Source organism: Weissella sp. ESL1177 (assembly GCF_058107185.1).
The window spans coordinates 1,977,631-1,996,718 of sequence record NZ_CM176591.1 but is presented as its reverse complement, the minus strand read 5'-3'; the positions used below and the strand labels follow the sequence as shown (position 1 = coordinate 1,996,718).

Here is a 19,088-nt window from a genome sequence, read left to right as displayed (position 1 = left end):
CTAAGCTCCCGCCATCTTTTTAAGTTCTTCCATAAAATCTGTATCATCATCTGAAGTATCATCCATTAACGCCATGATTTCAGAACGTGTTTTAGGCGTCATTCCTAATGCTTCACAGCCAGCTTTAATATTTTTGCTAGCCCGATCAATATCTGCAATTGCTGGATTTGATTTCAGCATGCCACTTTCTGACCAATAATGAATACCTACTCCATTCTCATCATTGATTTCCGCATAGCTTCGTCGTAAAATGTCGTAATTAATACAAATACTCTCGATAATCGTTTTATCAAGAAGTTGAATATCAAAATTATCTTTTAAAATTGGTACCAATCTACGCCATAAATTGCGTGCCTCCCCTTCTAAATATTTAGGAGCTGCATTTGAAAGTCCTTCTGTCATCCGTTACCTCCTTTCCAAAACACTCCGTCCCCTTTTTTTCTAATATTTCTTCTAATAACGCCTGCATTGGGCGTTTTTTGTTTGAAAAAAAGTTTTCAAAATCCAGAATTTTTACAAGAACACGAACTGTGTGCGCTCCTTTATTAATCAATACCTAGGGGGGATTAATAATTATTTATCATTTTTGCTAGGGTATTAATTGAATTAATTTGCGGCACATTTTTTAATTTATTGTTTTTTCCTGTGCCATAATAATTTTGTTCCCAAGCTGTTTTTTTGGAGTGACATCGGCCACAAATCACCGCTAAATTTGCAACATCTGACTTCTTCTTAAGGTTATACTCAACAGGCACAATATGGTCAACAACCTTTGCTGGTGTGACACGACCTTGTACTTGGCAATACTGACATAAGTAGTTGTCTCGACTTAACACTGCTTTACGTAGTTCAACCCATTGCTTAGTCTTATAAAAAGAAGTCTGCTTTTGTTTGACATCGTTCCTGTTTCTTTCATACTTGTTGTATCTTCTAGTTAGATACCTATCATGTCGATTACGTTGCGCTTCTTCTAACTCTTGGTGTTCATTGCAATAAGCTCGCCCTTGTGTGGCTAACCGATGACAACCAACTTTACGACATTGTTTAACTCTTGGCATGAGTAGCAATATTACTAATACCAAATTTGCGATATTTCTCTACTTCACTTTTTAAGTCAATATATTTGATGTCTAAACTCTTTGGCTCTTTATTTGCACCATTTGATAGCCATTCATACTTTAAATTGACTAAAGCTTCATCAACTGAAAGATCAAATCGGCGTTTTCCGTCAACATAAATAAGTGGCACATCCTCTATGTCATCTATCTCAATACGGATATGTGGCTGATGTGAATGATTAATGTTTCTTGCGTTTGCCTGTCGTACCTTGCTTATTAGATTTGCGTGCATGATTAACCTCCTTGTTTAATCGTCTTAGTATCTTTAGCTCCTGCCAACTGGATACTAATCCATACTCTTCATCTTTAATCATTTACATGTATTCACCTCATTCATCTTTCAAATAAACACAAAATGCTGCAATAAATATCCATACTGGCGTTAGCAACACGTTCAATATCGTTGGTGCGAATACCAACCACCAGCTCCAGCTAATTACGTTAAACAACTTACAACCAACAAATATAGTCGTTAATAAATTTAAGAACCCAATCTTCATGTCAATACTCCTTTTTCAGTGCAAAATAAAAAGGCAACAGACAAAGTCTGCCACCTTACGACAAGTAAATATATTATTCTGCTACCATTTCTTTTATCTCATCAACTGTAAGTAACATCTGATGATCGTTTTTCATACTATTACTATTAATTTCTTCAAATCCTATGTGTTTATAAAAACCTAGTGCAGAATCAAGGCTTGTCAACGTCAATACATTAAAGCCAACTAAATTATCAGAAACATGAATGGCTATTTTAAAAACCATTCTCATTAGCGCCCAACCTATGCCCTTTTTTTGAAAACTACCATCGATAGCAAAATAATTTATGTTAAGGGCTGGATACTCAGTAAACGTCCCACTTCTAAGAACATGATGTCTTTTCTTATAATTAGAAGTCAATTTAACAGTAGTAGTACTCAAAGAAAAGAATCCAACTAGTTGATTGGATTCTTCATCAATTAAAAGTTTTGTATTAAGCAAATGATTCTCTTCATAATCTAAAAGACTTGATTTTAAAAAAGCATCAATGAGTTCTTTTTCCTGCGTAGCAAACTCTGAAATCAATTTGGGAATATTAATATCAATATTATTCAACGGGACTAAAATTAACTTCACTTTTTATATCCAACCTTAATATCAATATTTTTAGAGTTAGCGCGCATTTTATCACCAATTTTGTGTAAATCGTTTTTTCTCTTCTTTGAAATATGTCCTTTAAGTTTTTTGTCAAGACGATTAAAATCATTATCATCCAAATGAAAATCAAAAGATCTACTTGATAAAGTTGCCATGTTAAAACCCTCCCTCTATCTTTGTTTAAAAACTATGTTTATTAACATAATTCATTAACTAAGTTAAGTTTACTTTTGTTCAACACCTTCGTCAAGTAATTGATCAAGTAAAAACAAAGTAAAATACTTAATAAATCCAGCAAAATAAAGGCTTTTTACGTTTTATCAAGTAATTATAAAGTAAAATTAAACATACACCAAGGCTACCTTATTGGATAACCTTGATGTTATATGTATGCAATAGCCAAGGATTCGAACCTTGCACGATAACAATCAAGAATCGTGATCACCTATTATTGCAAACGATAGTAACGCACCTTGTGCTGATAACTATGTTAGTTTCTATCGTTCATCCACAACTATTAATAAAGTTAATAACTAGTATTCTGCCCTGAAATATAATAATCGAAACAGTTAACTAATACTTTCGTTTGTGGTATGCAAGCGGTTAGGATTTGCACCTAACATGATGATACCTCATGTACCACCCCTTTTAGCATCTACCTATTCCGCCACACTTGCTATTTATTAATTATTCGATACTACTATATTACGACTGATTAACTGAAATATGCTCGCACGATATTAGAAGCTTATCCGCATCTTATGCGAAAAATATTCATTCGAAAATCGAACGTAAATATAAAAGGTTAATACGGAAAATAAACAAGCGTTGATATAAAGGCATTTGTACATCGAACGAAAAACAAATGAAAATAAAAAAGCGCTAAACTAAATCAACGCCATACTCGAAAATCATATATATCAATAAACCCATATGCAAACATCACGAACGCTTCATTGATAATCTGTTCACCACGCCTTGTTGAATATTCAGTCAGAGCTTCAATATCTAACCATTCCATGTCTTTAAAATAACGTAACTCTAAGAAGCGTCGGTGTGGTTGGGTCATACCTTGACATGCTTGGATCACACCATCGACCCATTTAGTCGCTTGAGCATGTGCCGAGAACTTATCATCATTAGCATTGTTGATCATACTGGCTCTTGGCATACCACTAATAACAGGAGACTTAGTACCAGCCCAACTAACGCGAGCTTGGACACGAATAGTTGGCCATTCTTTTTCAAAGAACTCACGCACATTAGCAATTGTTGCCCGCTGATTTAACTCTCGATCATCTGTATCTAATAGCACCAATTCCCCATCCTCCCACATATTATATTGCTATTTATATTATACAATTTATAATAATATAATCAATCATAAACACACTAAAAAACCGCTATACATCAACATTTAATTGATGTATAGCGGTTTTTTGACTTTCTGACAACGTCAGTTAAATCATTCATATATAATTATTCGACCACATGGTTAAGCCAGTAGGTGATAATCAATATATCAACAAAAGTAACGCCCATAAAATTAATAATTATTTACTAACAATCAGTTTTTTTATTTGCTCGATACATTTCGAAACTTATCAAAATGATCATTGACAAATACGCTAAAATATTCGGTAAACTACAGTCAGTACCATATTGGCCACCAGTTAAAAATTGGTTTTTACTTTTAAAAATAAATTGAATTGGCCAATCAACCGTTTTTTCATTTTGTACTGGCAACACCGACCACAAAAAATTATAACTTGCATGCACTAAATAACTGGCCCAAATAGATTGCTCTTTTACATAAATTAAAGATAATACAAGCGCCATTAACATACCGGATAAGACTAACTGGAGTCCACTCCAAAATCCTAAGGCACCATTCATTAAATGAACAAGGCCAAAAAGTAATGACGAAACTAAAATACCTGCAGTTTGATTATATCGTTTACTAATTTGACCTAATATCACACCCCTAAAGGTAATTTCTTCTACTAATGGTGCAACAAGTGTTGCTGAGAAAATTAAACTAATAGAATTTTGAGCAAATTCATAATAATTTAGTTTAGGAAAACGAATGTTTATTCCTTGTACTAAAGTAAATAAACCAATCATAGCTGTTAGAATGATCACATACCACCAGTATTTTTTTTTAAATTTAGGTGGAAAAGTAATAGACGAAAATGTTGAATGATAAAACCGCTTATTTAATTGTGTAAAACCAAAAATAAAAACTATCCCATAGATAATACTAGCAAGAAAGTCTGTTTTTAGCAGTGTATATATATGATTATCCATTAAAGACGGAATATCAATTCCCCCGATAATCTGCGAAAAAATTACTAAAAATAAAATAGCAAAAATATCGAAGAATGTATAAAAGAACCTCTTCATCAATTAAATCTCCCTAAAAAATTTGATAATCTGAATAGCAAATAGAAATGTCTGTTTTGTATAATGAGTTTAAGACTTATTGTAGAAAGTGGAGTGGACGAAATAATGAAAAGAGTTGAACTAATGGAACGTGACCAATAAGCTTATAAAGTAATTTCAGTCGTTGCTGCAGTTCAAATGAAGTCAGCTGCCGCTGACGATATATTTTATAATCTATAAAATTGTCCTGTCTTAAACGTATCTACTAGGAAGTCCTATTCACGCAGGACATCCTTTTTTCTTGCATTATTATAGCACATGTCTATCAGGCAGACGACTAAAATAGTTACCTAGATTTTTCCCGTTATATAAGGTTATTTTACCTGGTTTTAATAACTCATTCGGTTTCAATCTCCAATTCCATCTTGCGTAACTTGATATTTGCTTCTAATCGACCTATAAAATAATCACTCAATACCTTATCTAACTTACAAGCCATAAATGTCCCCTCTAACGTTTATATATTCCATAATTATAGCATGCATCTTATATATTCTTAAGTGGAATAACTAAGATAAACAAAAACACCACACATCGACTTTTGTGACATGTAGTCGTTTATTAAGTTCATGATACTGGATTTCTAATTGCTAGGATTTTCTTTTGCATAATTGATGTCAAACAAACTTCTATGTTGCTTTAATCCATTCTCGTCTTGTTCTAAAACCTGTACTAATCGCGATATAGTCACATGATATTGTCGTCGATCTGCTATATCTGAATCTAATTCATCTTTATCGCTAACAGTTGTACTTTGCTTCTTACGTAAATCATTAGCTGCAACTTCAGACAATTTAACCACCATTTTCAGGTCATGATGATAGACTTTATAATTAATCAAGTCAGTTTTTGACAAGGTTACTGGGTCAATCTCTTCAATTGTTTCTAAATTCTTCTTTAAATCCTCTAATTGCGTGTTCAGTTCACCATACGTCATATTTGTATCGGCAACTTTAACCTTTGTGTCTAGGTCTTCCAAATCATATTTTGCCCGTTTAGCAGAATTAATTAATATTTGACATGTATTGCTGTTATTTTCCCCGCTTTCATTGAATTCAAAAAACATTGTATCACCCACAAAAATCAACAACACAATTAACAATATTAGTGGTATCAAAAATTTCAACTTTTTAACCATCTTTAAAATTCCTCAATTTAAATTATACATATATTATATCAATTTTTGATGATGGTCACGTTTCTCGACCCAGTAATAATATCCTGCTAATTCCTTGCTAATCAGATGTTTAATTAGCCACTTGCTACGAGTTCTGTATGATTGTTTGATGTTATTTGCTTAGTACAGTATAGTAAATATAATTTTCTTTAAATCACCCGTCATAGTCTTTAAAATAGTAGTACGCACTCATATCGAAAAATCCTCGCCGATTTCTTGATCATCCGTATCTAATAGCACCAAGTTTTTGTCCTCCTATATAATAGGAATATGCTAAAAAACCGTTACACGTCAACATTTGTTTGATGTATAGCGGCTCTTTTTCACTTAAATTTATTTTTAATGCTTACGCTTTGCTTTTATCCAGATTAATCCACTTACAAGTACAGCCACTACTGTAAGTAATGTACCATAAATTTGCTTATGATCATTGATATTATTTACCAACTTAACTGCCGTTTTAGGCAAATCTATGCTGTCACCACTCTTTGTTGAACCAACTTGTTTTTGTTTTTCTGATACTGTTGGCTGATTGGTATTACTCATTACCGTAGAATTTTCAAGAGGTGCAGTCGCTGCATTATGATGTGTAGTATTACCACTACCATTGTTTGGTTTACTTACATTACCTGACGACGTACCATTATTTGATGGTGTATCGTTACTTGATGAACTGCTACTGTCTGATGATGAATTGTTTGGCTTGTTGTTAACATTACTTGACGACGTATCATTACTCGACGAACTGCTGCTGTCTGATGACGATGAACTTGATGAACTCACATCACTTGATGAACTACTACCTGATGAACCAGGAGTATTATTAACTTTCTGCCAGATATACGTTCCAGGCTCATTAAAGTCACTTAACAATTTATCTGATGTATATATTGGCCCATCGACCACTGTATCTCCCATCGCATTTTTTGCATACACCCATTTTCCTGTATACTTATCATTATTCGGTACATCAGGTAGTAAGGAAAAATCATCTAAATTAAGCCTACATTTAGAACCTAAGATTAACTTTTTTACCGAGCTGTTATAAAACATAAAAGTATAAGTATTAACACCTGACATATCCCAACCACTAATATTTAAACTTTGTAAATTACTGGTGCCATAAAACATGTAATCCGTACGTGTGACATTTGAAGTATCCCAATTACTAGCATCTAAATCTTCAATTCCAGAGTCATCAAACATTCTGAACATATTTGTAACATTTGAAGTATCCCAGCCACTGACATCTAAATGTCTTAAATTATTGGTATCAGAAAACATATCCTCCATACATGTGACATTTGAAGTATCCCAATTATTTGAAGTATCCCGATTACTAGTATCTAAATCTTCAATCCCAGAACCCTCAAACATTGACGACATATTTGTAACATTTGAAGTATCCCAGCCACTGACGTCTAAATGTCTTAAATTACGGGCATCCCAAAACATAGCCGCCATGTTTATAATATTTGAAACATCCCAATTACTAGTATTTAAATCTTCGATCCCAGAGTTAAAAAACATTCTAGCCATACTTGTCAAACTTTTTAACTGCCAACCACTAATATCTAGGCTTTTTAAGTTGCTGGTATCAGAAAACATATCTAATACATCTGTAACATGCGACATATCCCAACTGCTAATATTTAAATTTTGTAAATTACTGGCACCGTAAAACATGTCATTCATACTTGTGACATTTGAAGTATCCCAATTACTAGCATCTAAATCTTCAATCCCAGAACCATCAAACATTGACGACATATTTGTAACATTTGAAGTATCCCAGCCACTGACATCTAAATGTCTTAAATTACGGGTATTCCAAAACATACACGCCATGTTTGTAATATTTGAAATATCCCAATTACTAGTATTTAAATCTTCAATCCCAGAACCATCAAACATTCTAGTCATATTTGTCAAACTTTTTAACTGCCAACCACTAATATCTAGGCTTTTTAAGTTGCTGGTATCAGAAAACATATCTAATACATCTGTAACATGCGACATATCCCAACTGCTAATATTTAAATTTTGTAAATTACTGGCACCTTCAAACATGTCACCCGTACTTGTGACATTTGAAGTATTCCAATTACTAGCATCTAAATCTTCAATCCCAGAACCATCAAACATTCTGAACATACTTGTAATATTTGAAGTATCCCAGCCACTGACATCTAAATGTCTTAAATTACTGGTACCGTAAAACATACCTGATGCATCTGTAACTGCCGATGTGTCTATTTTATTACTACCATCTATATCTTCTAAATTAGAATAATTTCGAAATAAATAGCTTGAATCCTCAGGTAATTTTACGGTATCGATAATTTTTATATATTTTACATCTTGTCTATTCACCGGGGAATCTGTTGATAATTCACCGCCTTCTAGAGTCAAAGTTCCCGTACTAGGATCAAATTTATAAGGACAAGTTCCCCATGTACCAGTTTGAATATCTGTACTACTTGATTGCATATTTATTTCACTTTGTGATGTTTCATCTGCATACGTAGTTTTCGATTCTAAAGAATTAGATACCATTAATGTTACTGAAATTGTCAATAAACTTATTACTAAAATTTTTCTCATAATCTATTCCTTAAATATTTTTCACGCTCCCACAAAATAAGTTTATATTCTTAACTTTCTTATTTCATTTCAAAATAGTCTTATTCATACCATAAAAGTGCATATTATTAAAGACACGTTTTAAAAATATACTTTATTGACAAAGTTAAATAATTAACACGTTTATAACACTACTGTGATATATAAAAATTTTAATCACCATTCCTCCAGCAGTTCATAATTATCGTGGATATTGCCAATGACATTACAATCCAAGCAGTCGATAAGCAGATTGGGAACACACCAATAAGAACCATCGTCATAAGTAACTGTTGCTACAATCCTGCCCTGCCCGTATCCTGATTCTGCAAAATATCGCCCTCATAGATTTCATTGCCATCTATGTCTTTAAAACCTGTATATTGTTCTGGTGACATATAGTGAAATGAAATAACGCTGTTTCCAGATTTATATCCAGTTCCAACCCCATTATCTTTAAATAGCTTATACCACGCTCTAAATTTAATTCTTCTCATCACCACATACCGCCCAATTTACTAACCATGAGTATTAGCAATACATCAAGTACCATGCATAAAATTATTAATAAACTAATCACTGTTGTTGTCATATGCCCACCTGATTAATTACAAATATCAGAAAGATAACTGTTACGAGTAGTAACACGGATACGATACACAGCGTAACCATTGTGAACGTCAAATCTTTACTGATACGATCCAGCTCTTTATCATGACTATTGATAAGCTCATCTTCATAAGTTTGTATCTTAGCTAATGACTGGAGATCATGTTGTACCTTGTCATTAATATCATCTTGCCCTGATTTTAATTTCGCCATTTGATCAAAATGCTCATTCACACTAATAAGTGTCGTATCATTCATGATTGCTGTTTCATCGATATCTTTGTTTTGTCCCATTAGCCCACCACCTTAATTATTGTTTCGCAAATGACGCCAACAATTGTTACTAGTGCTATGAGAAGCATTGCTAATTTTACTGGTGCAATATTTTTCATTAGTTTGGTACTCCTATCTTTTCCACTAGCTCGGTATTTTCATGAACGTTACCAATGATCTTCAAGCTATAGATATCTGAGTGAGATAAGAAAGACAGAAAATCGTCTCGAATATTTTCGTGTTTAAAGCAGAAACGTGCTTCTGAAAATATAATTTCATCAAAACCAATGCTTCTTCTTGTACCTGTCCGTAAGATTTTGACAATATCACCTTCGTAAATGTCGGTGTCATTCATATCCTTTAAGCCAGTCCACTGTTCAACAACACATTCCTGGTTATCTGGAACATCATCAAAGTAATGGTAATCATCACTTTCAATCAAAGTTCCCGCTTCTTCCAAGGCATACTCACCACCATTTTCTGTACTGAAATAGCAGCGATACATTTTATTCCACACTCTAAATTTAAGATTTTTCATTATCTTCAACCTTTTCAATCGTCATTCTGAATTTTGTACCGTTATCTTGTAATGTGAATGGAATAGTGCATTTGCGTAACCACTTATCACCATCCATCTCAATTGCTGTTTCCAATGCTTCTTTGCCTAGCACAAGTTGTGCTTCAAGTAGTCCTTCACTCATTTATCAACCCATACCCTTTAATTCAACAATTGAATAACCACTATTTGTATATTTGCGCTTGCCTTTTTTCATACGGCTAATCGTACTGGCAAACGATCCAGCAGTTAAATTTGTAAATGTCATTACTTCTTGCTTGTCACCAACTAAGACAAGCAACCCTTCTTTGTCATATACGCCATACATTTTTAGACGGGCTTACAGTCGTTTCACTCTTGGCTGTTGATTCTATTTACCATTGAGAACTTTTCGTAACTGAATTAAAGCCTCATCATCTTTAGGTACATCCTTCAAACTATCGTATCTTAGGTTAATATCAGCTAAATATTTACGCATTTCTACCAGATTTGTGCGGTGTTTTTGTTTTCGATTATGCTCAATTTGATAGCGCCACTCATAGGAATTGCCGCTAATCGTGGTTGGTTTAATATTTAATCGCTTAGCAATATCAGATAGCTCCAAACCTTGTTCTCGTAATACAACAAATTGCCGATAGCTTTCTTCATGGGCTGCTTTATTTGAAATTACTTGACTATTAACCACTTTCATCACTCCAATCTATTTCAACACGAGGATTATCTTTATCGATACCTATAAAGTCATCATGTATGCCGTCTATGTACGTTAAATTGTCGTTAGGTAAAAACACCTTGCCACGTACAGAAGTTTCTTGAAAGGCATCTAAAATGAACTTACGAGTAAAACTCCAATTATCTAAATCAATACGTCTATTTTCCAAGTACCAAGTTAAATTGAGACGTGTGTGCTTGTTGATTGGTTCAAGACCATCAACCATTGCTTGAGCAACGTACAATCTAATTCTTGCTTGAATTTTCTTTTTATCACTGGCTGCAATCATACGACCTTTTGGTTTGCCATGAATGTCGATCCATTCGTTTAAGGTCATATACACTAAGCGCCGTTTTTTATTTTTTGTTGTTGCAATGAGAAACACATTGAGTGGAATTACTAACTTTGCCATTAAAATCTCCTGATTACCTGATGACCAGTTGCTGTTAACCCAGTTTTTGCTTTATTGGCCAAACGTTCCGAACGTGTTTGCCTTAAATTTATAAATATGTCATGAGTGCCTTTTGCCATTGCCTCAACACTTTCATATCCAAGTTCTTTAGCCAAATGCTCATTTTGCTTTTGAATATCATCTTTTGTGGGCTTAATCATTTTGGTCTCTTTTTTCAAAGGCTGACCATATCGCCTCTTAGACTGTATTTTTTGTGATTCTTCTACATATTGGCCAACCTCTGCAGCCGTTTTTAAATTATTGGCAACCCAACTTTCAATTTTATTTTTTACATATGCACTTGTATGCCCACCTTCAGATTTAGTTGCACGAATAGCCAAAATTAATATTTTTCTAGCTTCTAGATTACTTTTAGTGGCTACTTCTAAGATGGACAGATAACTATTAATATCTCCAACAAAGTATTTATTTTTTGGAAGCTCTGCAGCCGTCCATTCTTTTAATATTTGTGGATTAATCTTTTCCTTATCGATCACTTTCCACTCCCTATAAAATTTTTGATACAATTTAGATAACTAGTAGCTATATGTTACAAAGGAGCAAATTATGGAACTAAAATACATTGAAACTGTGGTAAATATCCATGCATTTTATACATCTGAAATAAACTATATGTTGCAACATCATTGGTTACTTCTGGGTACTTGGGACGATAATGGCGTTCCAAATACTTACGATAAACTGTTTGTTGATACAGATGTAAAAGCTGATAGGTCTAATTTCGAATCATCAGGACTCCAATTGACTTTTGGTACTACGTTAGCCAATGCTCAAAAAACAATCGAATACTTTGGTGATGATTTCTTTGAGAAAGTTCATGGACTACGTCCTAATGATTTCAAATAATAGACAAATGACTAGAATTTTTCTGGTCATTTTTTATTTTTCGTCCGTTCCGTAAACTTGTTATTTCTCTATATACTGTGATAGCGGATACACGGCGGACAGACCTTGATATTCTTATAATATTGATATTCTTATAATATTGATATTCTTAGGGTGTCCTTTTACTACATGTCGTTTTTGCGACATGTGGCTAATCCCGTCATATCAACATTTACCAGATGTCCCTTTTGCAACATGTGGTGATTCATGCAAAATACGTTCCCATTCAATAATTTGACCACGCTTATTTCTAACCCTATTACGAGTGATATAGCCGGCTTTTTCGAGTTCAGAAATATTATTTGATACCCAACGAGCATTGTGCCCTAGGTCTTTTGCAATCTTGCTATTCCTGAATATCCAATCATCTGACATCGAAAGCATGTACATCAATAACCTGTATGCGCTGTTTGATAAATTCCCATCACGTAAAGTTTCATTTGGTATCTGACTGAAATTGCTCTTACGTCGTTCTCTTCGTATCATTATCGATTTCCTCCATCCGTTTGTAAGTCATGATGCCAAGCCGATTTAGCGTTTGCGAATCCAATAAAATGCCTTTGACATGATATTTAGATTTAAATGTTGGCCAACCAATTCGGTGTGTTTCTTCATGGTGTTCTTCACATAAAGCAATTAAATGTTTCCGACGATGATCAACCAATTTACGATCATTTCCCATGCCAACAGTATCGATATGGTGTATCTGTGCATCTTTGCCACAAATTACGCAAGACCGATGTTTCAATGACATATACATGTACATATCCAAATCATCTTGATAAGTCATACCGCTATGCTTCATAGGCACCTTGTTTCTAATTGCAAAATCTAATAGAAACGTGATGAATCGTCTGGCTGTGGTCATATCAGTATTTGCAAAACTGAAATAGGGATTACCAGTTTCAGCAGTAAAATAATATTTCATCCACTCTTTACACTCTTCCGGAAACATACCCGACCATTTAGCAATTTCTGCAATGATTGCATACGCTTTTTTGCGCTGTAGATTGCTTAACCGCCGTTCATCTTGCACATCTACGACTACTTGCGGTTGCTCTGAAGTTGTGAATAGGGATAAATTAGCCAACTCTTCACGATTTTCAAGCGTAATAACTACTTGATTACCCTTTATCGCTGTAATTTTTCCCCATAAATCCATTACAAAACTCCTACATTTTCTGGATCAACACGATAAGTTGACCGAAACAATCGACTATACGTGTTGGTCTGTACTGGCTTTTCTTCACCATTAATTAATCTGACAATATGGTCTTGATTTGCTAATATTTCACGCATGCCACTATCTAACGTTTCTTGGTCAATTTTGTAGATATCAGCTAATGGTTCATCTTCTTTACTGACCGCCACAATGTACACTTCGAATTCCTTACCAGTCATTTGTTTGAGCATTTCTTGATAGGCTGCCATTTGAATGTGATATCCTCTACCAATAAAAAAGTTTTCGTACTCGTTATAATAGTCGGACCATTCACCACCAACTAAGCCATGAAATTCTTTCAGTGATCTAACTGTTTTAAAATCTATAAAATACTGTTCTTCTAAATTGACTGCATCTAACTTGCCTCGCCAATCAACGCCATTAATTGAACCGTCAATTACATATTCTTTATCAGTCGCACCATTCACTAGTGCCATAATCACTGGGTCAGCTTCAATACGCTTAATCATCTTCTGTGCAACTTTGAATTCACTTTTTAATTCACCTTTGCTTTTTCCACGTTGTGAAATAATTTCTGGATGCTCATCTTTAAATGCTTGATGTGCTTCTGGACTTTCAAAATACGAATGCAAAAAATTTCCAACTAACAAGGCTGTTTTATTCTCAAAAATATCGTAAGTCCCAGCCATGTTAGCTAATGCTTCAACTTCACCATTAAACAAAAAGTTTTTGAAGTTTGATGCATGCATATGAATATAACCATCTTTTGGATCATAGTAATTTAGTTTTTCTGCCATCACTATTCACCCTCTTTCGAATCATTAAACAAATCGTCTAGACTAAATCCGCCATCATCATCGAGAATGATTTCTTCATCATCTTGAACTGCCTCATGATTGTCCTCTGCCTTTTCTGGAACGTCTTTCGTAAGTTCTTCAGGTATTTGTTCATCTTTATTTGAAACGTCATTAGAAGCCAATTCTGGCTGTTCTACAGGTTGTGGCTTTTCATCATTTTGTTGTGGCTCAACTTGATGTTGCTCTTTTGATTGTTCAGTTTGTTCAGGTGCAGCTTTAGCCATTCGTGATAAAGCATTTGGCTTTGGTTTCTCAACTGGTTGTGGTGTAACATCCTTTGGATCATCACCAAATTCATTGGCTGTCGTACCATTAATCGCTGCAATCAAATTATCATCATCACCGGATGTGTTGATGATATTCTTAGCTGCTCGATTGATAACCGTACGCTTTGCCATTTCCTCAGGAAACTTCTTATGAACATTGGTAGTTCGTGCTTGTCCCCAAGATGTATCAATTTGTTTCTTAGTCATGACCTCATATTGTTTCTTACCATCAGACTTAGTGATAACTGCATACGCACCGACAATATCGTTATCTAACTTATCGAATTCGGTATGATGAGCTGTAACAACTAATTCCCCATTGTCGTCGTAATCAACATCAAATTGCTCACCTTGGTGTACAACATAAGCTTGAATATCTTTAATGTCTTTCAAACGCTTTAATACTTGTTGTGTTCCGAAATAAGAACGTTGCATTTGTAGCTGATTACCATAAGCAATGAAATAAACTTGAGTTTTAGCTGGACTTAATCCTTGCACGACCATATCGAACAATGTTTTCTTGATTGAATCAGCTGAAACTTTATTGATTCCGTTCACTGTTGGTAACGTTGCGACCGCTTCTTGTAAAGCATTAGCCACATGATAACCATCGGGCACTTTAAACCCTTGTGTTTTTACTAAATCTTTGAAATTTTCCGTTACTGAATTAGCAATTCGTTGTTGCATTGCTGTATTTGCAATATTAAAACTCTCTGTCATTAGTCCGTTCCTCCGTATTAACTGCATTTCCATATGAAATTAAGTAAGTCACCGCTTTTTCAATAGGGATATATTCGTTATCAATTTCAACAACTTCATCTCCAATGACGATTTCATCACCTTCAAAGTCATATCCCCAAGGTTCTTCATCATTAGGCGGATCTATTAAATCATTTGGCATGTTAAGCCTCCTTGTGTTAATGTAGAAGGGTAATTTGAGCTCTAAATCTCATTACCCCAACGTCTGACCACTGCAATGGTTAGACGTTTTTTCGCATATCTGCATTAATTTCATGCTCTACTTCCGCTCTCATGTGTAAAACTTGTGCCACCATATCGGGGGCGAATAAGTAATTATTGAACACACGATCACGTTCATTATTTAATGCAATTGCTAATTCAATCGTTACCATTAATCATTACCTTGCTTTTCTAGTTGATTAATTATTTTTGCTGATCACGCCAAGTTTTTGTCACACGATGTGCTGCCTCTGGTTCGCCAAACATCATCATGACTAGCCACTTCATGAGCCGACCAACGTAACGAACAATCTCACCGCCGTAATTACGAATAACCAAAGCTACCGTCATGATTACTACTGTTAATGCAATTGCTGGGGGCAATGCTGCTTTTAGCAGTTTCCAAAAAAATGCTGTTTCTGTCATGTTCTATATCCTTTCTAGCACCAATCATTTAGTTGCTTATATCGCTCAACATCATGTCTTAAATATGTTGGTCTAAAATCGTTTGGCGTTTTATTGGGTACGTTACGAGTAAATTTTTCACAATACTGAATGTGATTATGAAAATAGTCATATGATTTACCCAATAAATGCGCTGCTAACATTGCACCAACAGCTGAACTAGATGGGTCAGAATCTATTACTTTTCTAGCCATCTTATTAACCTTCCTTATCTATGAACGACCCAGTTACTACCCTTGTAACCAGTGATTAAGAATATTTGATTTAAAGTGTTATATGCTGCACGTCCGTGTTCCTGATCTGTTAAAACGTGAGAAATGTATTGTGTAGATTTTCCTGTACGTTCTGCGAACATTTCACGTGCTCCCGTGCCACGAACATATCCATTATTTTTTGACCAAGTATCAAATGCATCCACACCTTCAAAAACGGTCATTGATGTTGTATTTGTAGACATATATCTTTTTTACCTACTTTCCATACTCATGTAAGTTTTCATAACTTCATCACTGATCAAGCCATTTTTGTGAGCGTTAAGAACAATTTCACGTCCTTTTTCTGAAATTGAATTTGGGTCATAGCCAGCTTTAATCACTGCCTGTTCAATGCTTTTAGCTGTTTTATTAACATCATCTGAAATTTCTATACCAACCATGCTTAATATCAATTCGTGGTTAAATTGCGCCAATCTATAAGCTTCAATTGCCTCTTTTGCATTATCTGACATCTTGTAAAAGTCATTTGCTCTGCTATCACACAGCTCATTAAGCCGTTCGATTGTTTGCTGCTGTCTTTTTATCAATCGATTCGTGTATGTTTCGTAAATTACAACGACTACTAAAAGTAAAATTAAAATAATCGTCATAATTACACATCCAACTCCGTCTGTTTTAATTGCATAACTGTTGCTGTTGTTGGTGTCCAATTAGCAACTAATTCTGTAACTGTCTCAAAATCCTTATCACGTAAATCCCGGCGAATTTTCACACCAGTAACAACTTTGATTTGATGATTTAAGTCTTTTCGCAAGTCACCAACAGTGTTTTTATAATTCAAATTGTGTAAAGTGATATATTCTTTTACCTTGTTACTAACAATGCGTGAAATGTACTCATATCGCGCAGAACTCAAAACTTGATTTCCGTCAAGCTCTTGAACCTTGGCTTTCACCTCATCCACTTCACCTTTTAAATCAAGATTACCTTTTGCAATTACAGCTAATTTTTCATCATTAGTCATTGGCAATGATTGTTGGTTAAGTTGTTTTTGCATTTCGTTAAACGCTTGAATGTAACGAAGCTTGAATTGCATTGATTTATCATCTGTATAGCTCATGACAAGTAACGTGAAACCGTCTTTGTTCATTTGATACATTGGATAAGTTCTGCCTCGAACTTCATATTCTTTTTCTTGAAACATTTCGTTCGCCACATCTGGCGAGCCAATTTTTTTAATTTGTTTCTTTACATCTCGTAAAATTTTGTCATGATTCTTATCAAATACACTTGCTACCTGTAATGATGTCGTGGTTGCCACTCCGTTTTGAAGTTCAACTAGTTGTTCTGTTTGTGTCATACTTTTTCTCCTTTATTTATTGCTATAGTTGATTTGTGAGTGTCGCAATACTCCCTACATCAATGAAAGGAGCATTTACAATGAATTGGATTATTCGTACAAATAACAAATCGAAAGATTTACCTAAAATTCAAATCAACAACGTAACTAGCACAACAACTTATTCCGTCCTTAGCGAATAAGTTGAAATTGCTGTAGATAAAATTAATCTAAACAATATTCGTGGTGTACTTAATTTAGTTGGTGATACAAAATTTTCAATTAATTGATCTGATATTTCTTCAATTGAGATTACAAATTAATCTCTTGCAAAATCGATGCAATCGCTTCGGCGTTTGTATCTTTTTTATTTTCAATATCCTTTTCAGCTAAATGCTTAGCATATTTAAGAAAGAAATAGCTGCTCTCTACATCCATCTTCATAACCTCCTTTATTTAGCTTGTTTCCGACGTATCTACAGTATTGAAATATAAATCGCAACTAGGCCTAGAAACGTATAAGCAATAAACTGTGTTAATGTTCCCCGACAGTCTTCAGGTTGTTTACCGATGTTTGCCATTATCCAGATAAATGCTACAGTTATCGTGATAATGGTTATAAACCCAACGCCAAACCAGAATAATGGTGGGCAATTAATTTTCATCCATCTTTACAAGCTCCTTTCTGTATCTTTTTGATAAACTATATATGCGAGTGTCGCAATCCTCCCCTACACTGATGAAAGGAGATTATTAATGAATAGAACTCTAATACTTAGCTTCTTTCCAATGAGTAAAGAACATGTGGTTGATATAATTACTATTCTGCGTTCAAATTTCAAACATGTAGTCGCTTTAAATCAATCAACTTTTCTGATTAATAGTACTTTGCCTAAAGAATCAATTGCTGGTTTATTTGACTCGATTTTGTCAATTGATGCTAATAATGAAGACGGACTATTTCTATCCGAAATAAGTTCAGAAAATCATTTTATAAAAGGTACACTGTCATCACAAATGAATATTGAGCGTATGTTTAAATTATCTAGTAAATCATTTAATGATTAACCGTAGTAAAATTTCTTAATCACTTTGATTAAACCAACTCAGGTCAATAGGCCCCCTAGTATTCAAAGTTTTTGCAATTTCACGAGATGTAATATCTGTATTTTTATTTTCGCGTTCCTTGCTACCAACAATATCTTGGAGCGTTTTTTTGATCTCTTTTTCTGTACCTTCAATTATTAATTTCATAGCTATATCTCCTGCAATTATTATTTATCCTTTAATTAACTTGCTTACGACGTTCGTTTAATACGCCAGATACATACATTTCTGAATCATTTAAAACACGATCAATTGTGTTCTGCCCTGCAGTTCCTGATTTAACTTTTATCCACGTCGATTTAGAAATACCTAAATGCTCATAGACTTCTTTTTCTGTCATTTGAGCTGCATATATTTCTCCAACCAATCGGCCAACTCTGTCTAAATAAGATTGATTAATTGTGATTGCTACCATCGGTTAACCTCCTTTTTATTATTTTGGTGTACTTTTGTTCCCTACTTTTGTTTACAGTCACTCTAAAGAGTGGTATTATGTACACATAAATAAAGCACATAAAACAACTTCTATAACGCCGTTTCCTGTCAAAGATTATCGTTATTAGTAATTACTTTTGTGCACCACTTTTGTAAAGAACTTTGGTACATGAATAATATACCACTCCATAGATATGTTTACAACCTTTTTACATATTTTTAGAGTGATTATTATTTTTTTACCTTGAAAGGTACTGA

General features: G+C 34.2%; 34 protein-coding genes. 2 read left to right on the top strand and 32 right to left on the bottom strand.

Annotation, left to right across the window (positions count from 1 at the left end):
* The 18 genes from AC3B5D_RS09730 to AC3B5D_RS09645 form a co-directional block, all read right to left on the bottom strand.
* Entirely contained in the window at positions 1 to 402 is a 402-nt protein-coding gene (locus AC3B5D_RS09730) for a phage terminase small subunit P27 family (protein WP_489840236.1), read from the bottom strand.
* 164 nt (positions 403 to 566) lie between these two features.
* On the bottom strand, positions 567 to 1,058 hold the full coding sequence (locus AC3B5D_RS09725; protein WP_489840237.1) for an HNH endonuclease: 492 nt from the start codon (positions 1,056 to 1,058) through the stop codon (positions 567 to 569).
* Positions 1,045 to 1,350, bottom strand: a complete 306-nt coding sequence (locus tag AC3B5D_RS09720; RefSeq protein ID WP_489840238.1) for a hypothetical protein — start codon at positions 1,348 to 1,350, stop codon at positions 1,045 to 1,047. Before AC3B5D_RS09720 ends, AC3B5D_RS09725 begins: the two co-directional genes overlap by 14 nt.
* A 341-nt stretch (positions 1,351 to 1,691) precedes the next feature.
* Entirely contained in the window at positions 1,692 to 2,234 is a 543-nt protein-coding gene (locus tag AC3B5D_RS09715) for a GNAT family N-acetyltransferase (RefSeq protein WP_489840240.1), read from the bottom strand.
* Positions 2,231 to 2,410 (bottom strand): hypothetical protein, encoded by a 180-nt coding sequence (locus AC3B5D_RS09710; protein ID WP_489840241.1) that lies wholly within the window; start codon positions 2,408 to 2,410, stop codon positions 2,231 to 2,233. Before AC3B5D_RS09710 ends, AC3B5D_RS09715 begins: the two co-directional genes overlap by 4 nt.
* 737 nt (positions 2,411 to 3,147) lie before the next feature.
* Positions 3,148 to 3,570 (bottom strand): ArpU family phage packaging/lysis transcriptional regulator, encoded by a 423-nt coding sequence (locus tag AC3B5D_RS09705; protein ID WP_489840604.1) that lies wholly within the window; start codon positions 3,568 to 3,570, stop codon positions 3,148 to 3,150.
* A 245-nt stretch (positions 3,571 to 3,815) separates the two neighbouring features.
* On the bottom strand, positions 3,816 to 4,658 hold the full coding sequence (locus AC3B5D_RS09700) for a CPBP family intramembrane glutamic endopeptidase (RefSeq protein ID WP_489840242.1): 843 nt from the start codon (positions 4,656 to 4,658) through the stop codon (positions 3,816 to 3,818).
* A gap of 376 nt (positions 4,659 to 5,034) precedes the next feature.
* Positions 5,035 to 5,136: a DUF722 domain-containing protein gene (locus AC3B5D_RS09695; protein ID WP_489840243.1), complete on the bottom strand. Its 102-nt coding sequence runs from the start codon at positions 5,134 to 5,136 to the stop codon at positions 5,035 to 5,037.
* Positions 5,137 to 5,280: 144 nt separating this feature from the next.
* Positions 5,281 to 5,835, bottom strand: coding sequence for a hypothetical protein (locus AC3B5D_RS09690; protein ID WP_489840244.1), 555 nt, complete (start codon positions 5,833 to 5,835; stop codon positions 5,281 to 5,283).
* 378 nt (positions 5,836 to 6,213) lie between these two features.
* The gene (locus tag AC3B5D_RS09685; protein WP_489840245.1) at positions 6,214 to 8,478 is read right to left on the bottom strand and encodes a BspA family leucine-rich repeat surface protein; all 2,265 of its coding nucleotides are present in this window, start codon (positions 8,476 to 8,478) and stop codon (positions 6,214 to 6,216) included.
* Positions 8,479 to 8,792: 314 nt separating this feature from the next.
* The gene (locus AC3B5D_RS09680; RefSeq protein WP_489840246.1) at positions 8,793 to 8,993 is read right to left on the bottom strand and encodes a YopX family protein; all 201 of its coding nucleotides are present in this window, start codon (positions 8,991 to 8,993) and stop codon (positions 8,793 to 8,795) included.
* 91 nt (positions 8,994 to 9,084) lie between these two features.
* Positions 9,085 to 9,399 (bottom strand): hypothetical protein, encoded by a 315-nt coding sequence (locus tag AC3B5D_RS09675; RefSeq protein WP_489840247.1) that lies wholly within the window; start codon positions 9,397 to 9,399, stop codon positions 9,085 to 9,087.
* A gap of 97 nt (positions 9,400 to 9,496) precedes the next feature.
* The gene (locus AC3B5D_RS09670; RefSeq protein WP_489840248.1) at positions 9,497 to 9,916 is read right to left on the bottom strand and encodes a YopX family protein; all 420 of its coding nucleotides are present in this window, start codon (positions 9,914 to 9,916) and stop codon (positions 9,497 to 9,499) included.
* Entirely contained in the window at positions 9,903 to 10,079 is a 177-nt protein-coding gene (locus AC3B5D_RS09665) for a hypothetical protein (protein WP_489840249.1), read from the bottom strand. Before AC3B5D_RS09665 ends, AC3B5D_RS09670 begins: the two co-directional genes overlap by 14 nt.
* 3 nt (positions 10,080 to 10,082) lie before the next feature.
* Positions 10,083 to 10,262: a hypothetical protein gene (locus AC3B5D_RS09660; protein ID WP_489840250.1), complete on the bottom strand. Its 180-nt coding sequence runs from the start codon at positions 10,260 to 10,262 to the stop codon at positions 10,083 to 10,085.
* Between the two features lie 42 nt (positions 10,263 to 10,304).
* Positions 10,305 to 10,619 (bottom strand): hypothetical protein, encoded by a 315-nt coding sequence (locus AC3B5D_RS09655; RefSeq protein ID WP_489840251.1) that lies wholly within the window; start codon positions 10,617 to 10,619, stop codon positions 10,305 to 10,307.
* Entirely contained in the window at positions 10,612 to 11,058 is a 447-nt protein-coding gene (locus AC3B5D_RS09650) for a hypothetical protein (protein ID WP_489840252.1), read from the bottom strand. The genes AC3B5D_RS09655 and AC3B5D_RS09650 overlap by 8 nt, the downstream gene beginning before the upstream one ends.
* Entirely contained in the window at positions 11,058 to 11,594 is a 537-nt protein-coding gene (locus tag AC3B5D_RS09645; RefSeq protein WP_489840253.1) for a hypothetical protein, read from the bottom strand. The genes AC3B5D_RS09650 and AC3B5D_RS09645 overlap by 1 nt, the downstream gene beginning before the upstream one ends.
* A 70-nt stretch (positions 11,595 to 11,664) precedes the next feature.
* Between AC3B5D_RS09645 and AC3B5D_RS09640 the strand changes: the two genes are divergently transcribed.
* On the top strand, positions 11,665 to 11,964 hold the full coding sequence (locus AC3B5D_RS09640) for a hypothetical protein (RefSeq protein WP_150190922.1): 300 nt from the start codon (positions 11,665 to 11,667) through the stop codon (positions 11,962 to 11,964).
* Positions 11,965 to 12,168: 204 nt separating this feature from the next.
* On the opposite strand, the gene AC3B5D_RS09635 is transcribed toward AC3B5D_RS09640, so the two are convergent.
* The 12 genes from AC3B5D_RS09635 to AC3B5D_RS09580 form a co-directional block, all read right to left on the bottom strand.
* The gene (locus AC3B5D_RS09635) at positions 12,169 to 12,489 is read right to left on the bottom strand and encodes a helix-turn-helix domain-containing protein (RefSeq protein ID WP_489840254.1); all 321 of its coding nucleotides are present in this window, start codon (positions 12,487 to 12,489) and stop codon (positions 12,169 to 12,171) included.
* A complete protein-coding gene (locus tag AC3B5D_RS09630; RefSeq protein ID WP_489840255.1) occupies positions 12,467 to 13,165 on the bottom strand; it encodes a putative HNHc nuclease in 699 nt (232 codons plus the stop codon). The genes AC3B5D_RS09635 and AC3B5D_RS09630 overlap by 23 nt, the downstream gene beginning before the upstream one ends.
* The gene (locus AC3B5D_RS09625; RefSeq protein ID WP_489840256.1) at positions 13,165 to 13,983 is read right to left on the bottom strand and encodes a PD-(D/E)XK nuclease-like domain-containing protein; all 819 of its coding nucleotides are present in this window, start codon (positions 13,981 to 13,983) and stop codon (positions 13,165 to 13,167) included. Before AC3B5D_RS09625 ends, AC3B5D_RS09630 begins: the two co-directional genes overlap by 1 nt.
* Positions 13,984 to 13,985: 2 nt before the next feature.
* Positions 13,986 to 15,029 carry a recombinase RecT gene (locus AC3B5D_RS09620; RefSeq protein WP_489840257.1) on the bottom strand — a complete coding sequence of 348 codons (1,044 nt, stop codon included), beginning with the start codon at positions 15,027 to 15,029 and terminating at the stop codon, positions 13,986 to 13,988.
* Positions 15,013 to 15,231, bottom strand: coding sequence for a YqaI family protein (locus tag AC3B5D_RS09615; RefSeq protein WP_489840605.1), 219 nt, complete (start codon positions 15,229 to 15,231; stop codon positions 15,013 to 15,015). Before AC3B5D_RS09615 ends, AC3B5D_RS09620 begins: the two co-directional genes overlap by 17 nt.
* 58 nt (positions 15,232 to 15,289) lie before the next feature.
* Positions 15,290 to 15,442, bottom strand: a complete 153-nt coding sequence (locus AC3B5D_RS09610) for a hypothetical protein (protein WP_489840258.1) — start codon at positions 15,440 to 15,442, stop codon at positions 15,290 to 15,292.
* Positions 15,443 to 15,473: 31 nt separating this feature from the next.
* Positions 15,474 to 15,695 carry a hypothetical protein gene (locus AC3B5D_RS09605; RefSeq protein ID WP_489840259.1) on the bottom strand — a complete coding sequence of 74 codons (222 nt, stop codon included), beginning with the start codon at positions 15,693 to 15,695 and terminating at the stop codon, positions 15,474 to 15,476.
* A gap of 14 nt (positions 15,696 to 15,709) precedes the next feature.
* Positions 15,710 to 15,928, bottom strand: a complete 219-nt coding sequence (locus AC3B5D_RS09600) for a hypothetical protein (RefSeq protein WP_489840260.1) — start codon at positions 15,926 to 15,928, stop codon at positions 15,710 to 15,712.
* A gap of 14 nt (positions 15,929 to 15,942) precedes the next feature.
* Positions 15,943 to 16,191, bottom strand: a complete 249-nt coding sequence (locus AC3B5D_RS09595) for a hypothetical protein (protein ID WP_489840261.1) — start codon at positions 16,189 to 16,191, stop codon at positions 15,943 to 15,945.
* A 9-nt stretch (positions 16,192 to 16,200) separates the two neighbouring features.
* Complete coding sequence (locus AC3B5D_RS09590) at positions 16,201 to 16,599, bottom strand: hypothetical protein (protein WP_489840262.1); 399 nt, start codon at positions 16,597 to 16,599, stop codon at positions 16,201 to 16,203.
* Between the two features lie 2 nt (positions 16,600 to 16,601).
* Entirely contained in the window at positions 16,602 to 17,309 is a 708-nt protein-coding gene (locus AC3B5D_RS09585; protein ID WP_489840263.1) for a Rha family transcriptional regulator, read from the bottom strand.
* A 291-nt stretch (positions 17,310 to 17,600) separates the two neighbouring features.
* Positions 17,601 to 17,726: a hypothetical protein gene (locus AC3B5D_RS09580; RefSeq protein WP_489840264.1), complete on the bottom strand. Its 126-nt coding sequence runs from the start codon at positions 17,724 to 17,726 to the stop codon at positions 17,601 to 17,603.
* 318 nt (positions 17,727 to 18,044) lie between these two features.
* Between AC3B5D_RS09580 and AC3B5D_RS09575 the strand changes: the two genes are divergently transcribed.
* Positions 18,045 to 18,356 carry a hypothetical protein gene (locus AC3B5D_RS09575; RefSeq protein ID WP_489840265.1) on the top strand — a complete coding sequence of 104 codons (312 nt, stop codon included), beginning with the start codon at positions 18,045 to 18,047 and terminating at the stop codon, positions 18,354 to 18,356.
* A 15-nt stretch (positions 18,357 to 18,371) separates the two neighbouring features.
* On the opposite strand, the gene AC3B5D_RS09570 is transcribed toward AC3B5D_RS09575, so the two are convergent.
* Together AC3B5D_RS09570 and AC3B5D_RS09565 are read right to left on the bottom strand one after the other, a co-directional pair.
* Positions 18,372 to 18,542, bottom strand: coding sequence for a hypothetical protein (locus tag AC3B5D_RS09570; protein WP_489840266.1), 171 nt, complete (start codon positions 18,540 to 18,542; stop codon positions 18,372 to 18,374).
* 31 nt (positions 18,543 to 18,573) lie between these two features.
* Complete coding sequence (locus tag AC3B5D_RS09565) at positions 18,574 to 18,810, bottom strand: hypothetical protein (protein WP_489840267.1); 237 nt, start codon at positions 18,808 to 18,810, stop codon at positions 18,574 to 18,576.
* Positions 18,811 to 19,088 lie beyond the last annotated feature (278 nt).

Excerpts from the sequence above, each read along its gene's own strand:
- AC3B5D_RS09730 (WP_489840236.1), bottom strand. The coding sequence starts at position 402 with ATGACAGAAGGACTTTCAAATGCAGCTCCTAAATATTTAGAAGGGGAG.
- AC3B5D_RS09725 (WP_489840237.1), bottom strand. The coding sequence starts at position 1,058 with ATGCCAAGAGTTAAACAATGTCGTAAAGTTGGTTGTCATCGGTTAGCC.
- AC3B5D_RS09720 (WP_489840238.1), bottom strand. The coding sequence starts at position 1,350 with ATGCACGCAAATCTAATAAGCAAGGTACGACAGGCAAACGCAAGAAAC.
- AC3B5D_RS09710 (WP_489840241.1), bottom strand. The coding sequence starts at position 2,410 with ATGGCAACTTTATCAAGTAGATCTTTTGATTTTCATTTGGATGATAAT.
- AC3B5D_RS09700 (WP_489840242.1), bottom strand. The coding sequence starts at position 4,658 with ATGAAGAGGTTCTTTTATACATTCTTCGATATTTTTGCTATTTTATTT.
- AC3B5D_RS09695 (WP_489840243.1), bottom strand. The coding sequence starts at position 5,136 with ATGGCTTGTAAGTTAGATAAGGTATTGAGTGATTATTTTATAGGTCGA.
- AC3B5D_RS09690 (WP_489840244.1), bottom strand. The coding sequence starts at position 5,835 with ATGGTTAAAAAGTTGAAATTTTTGATACCACTAATATTGTTAATTGTG.
- AC3B5D_RS09685 (WP_489840245.1), bottom strand. The coding sequence starts at position 8,478 with ATGAGAAAAATTTTAGTAATAAGTTTATTGACAATTTCAGTAACATTA.
- AC3B5D_RS09680 (WP_489840246.1), bottom strand. The coding sequence starts at position 8,993 with ATGAGAAGAATTAAATTTAGAGCGTGGTATAAGCTATTTAAAGATAAT.
- AC3B5D_RS09675 (WP_489840247.1), bottom strand. The coding sequence starts at position 9,399 with ATGGGACAAAACAAAGATATCGATGAAACAGCAATCATGAATGATACG.
- AC3B5D_RS09670 (WP_489840248.1), bottom strand. The coding sequence starts at position 9,916 with ATGAAAAATCTTAAATTTAGAGTGTGGAATAAAATGTATCGCTGCTAT.
- AC3B5D_RS09665 (WP_489840249.1), bottom strand. The coding sequence starts at position 10,079 with ATGAGTGAAGGACTACTTGAAGCACAACTTGTGCTAGGCAAAGAAGCA.
- AC3B5D_RS09660 (WP_489840250.1), bottom strand. The coding sequence starts at position 10,262 with ATGTATGGCGTATATGACAAAGAAGGGTTGCTTGTCTTAGTTGGTGAC.
- AC3B5D_RS09650 (WP_489840252.1), bottom strand. The coding sequence starts at position 11,058 with ATGGCAAAGTTAGTAATTCCACTCAATGTGTTTCTCATTGCAACAACA.
- AC3B5D_RS09640 (WP_150190922.1), top strand. The coding sequence starts at position 11,665 with ATGGAACTAAAATACATTGAAACTGTGGTAAATATCCATGCATTTTAT.
- AC3B5D_RS09635 (WP_489840254.1), bottom strand. The coding sequence starts at position 12,489 with ATGATACGAAGAGAACGACGTAAGAGCAATTTCAGTCAGATACCAAAT.
- AC3B5D_RS09630 (WP_489840255.1), bottom strand. The coding sequence starts at position 13,165 with ATGGATTTATGGGGAAAAATTACAGCGATAAAGGGTAATCAAGTAGTT.
- AC3B5D_RS09625 (WP_489840256.1), bottom strand. The coding sequence starts at position 13,983 with ATGGCAGAAAAACTAAATTACTATGATCCAAAAGATGGTTATATTCAT.
- AC3B5D_RS09620 (WP_489840257.1), bottom strand. The coding sequence starts at position 15,029 with ATGACAGAGAGTTTTAATATTGCAAATACAGCAATGCAACAACGAATT.
- AC3B5D_RS09610 (WP_489840258.1), bottom strand. The coding sequence starts at position 15,442 with ATGGTAACGATTGAATTAGCAATTGCATTAAATAATGAACGTGATCGT.
- AC3B5D_RS09605 (WP_489840259.1), bottom strand. The coding sequence starts at position 15,695 with ATGACAGAAACAGCATTTTTTTGGAAACTGCTAAAAGCAGCATTGCCC.
- AC3B5D_RS09600 (WP_489840260.1), bottom strand. The coding sequence starts at position 15,928 with ATGGCTAGAAAAGTAATAGATTCTGACCCATCTAGTTCAGCTGTTGGT.
- AC3B5D_RS09595 (WP_489840261.1), bottom strand. The coding sequence starts at position 16,191 with ATGTCTACAAATACAACATCAATGACCGTTTTTGAAGGTGTGGATGCA.
- AC3B5D_RS09590 (WP_489840262.1), bottom strand. The coding sequence starts at position 16,599 with ATGACGATTATTTTAATTTTACTTTTAGTAGTCGTTGTAATTTACGAA.
- AC3B5D_RS09585 (WP_489840263.1), bottom strand. The coding sequence starts at position 17,309 with ATGACACAAACAGAACAACTAGTTGAACTTCAAAACGGAGTGGCAACC.
- AC3B5D_RS09580 (WP_489840264.1), bottom strand. The coding sequence starts at position 17,726 with ATGGATGTAGAGAGCAGCTATTTCTTTCTTAAATATGCTAAGCATTTA.
- AC3B5D_RS09575 (WP_489840265.1), top strand. The coding sequence starts at position 18,045 with ATGAATAGAACTCTAATACTTAGCTTCTTTCCAATGAGTAAAGAACAT.
- AC3B5D_RS09570 (WP_489840266.1), bottom strand. The coding sequence starts at position 18,542 with ATGAAATTAATAATTGAAGGTACAGAAAAAGAGATCAAAAAAACGCTC.
- AC3B5D_RS09565 (WP_489840267.1), bottom strand. The coding sequence starts at position 18,810 with ATGGTAGCAATCACAATTAATCAATCTTATTTAGACAGAGTTGGCCGA.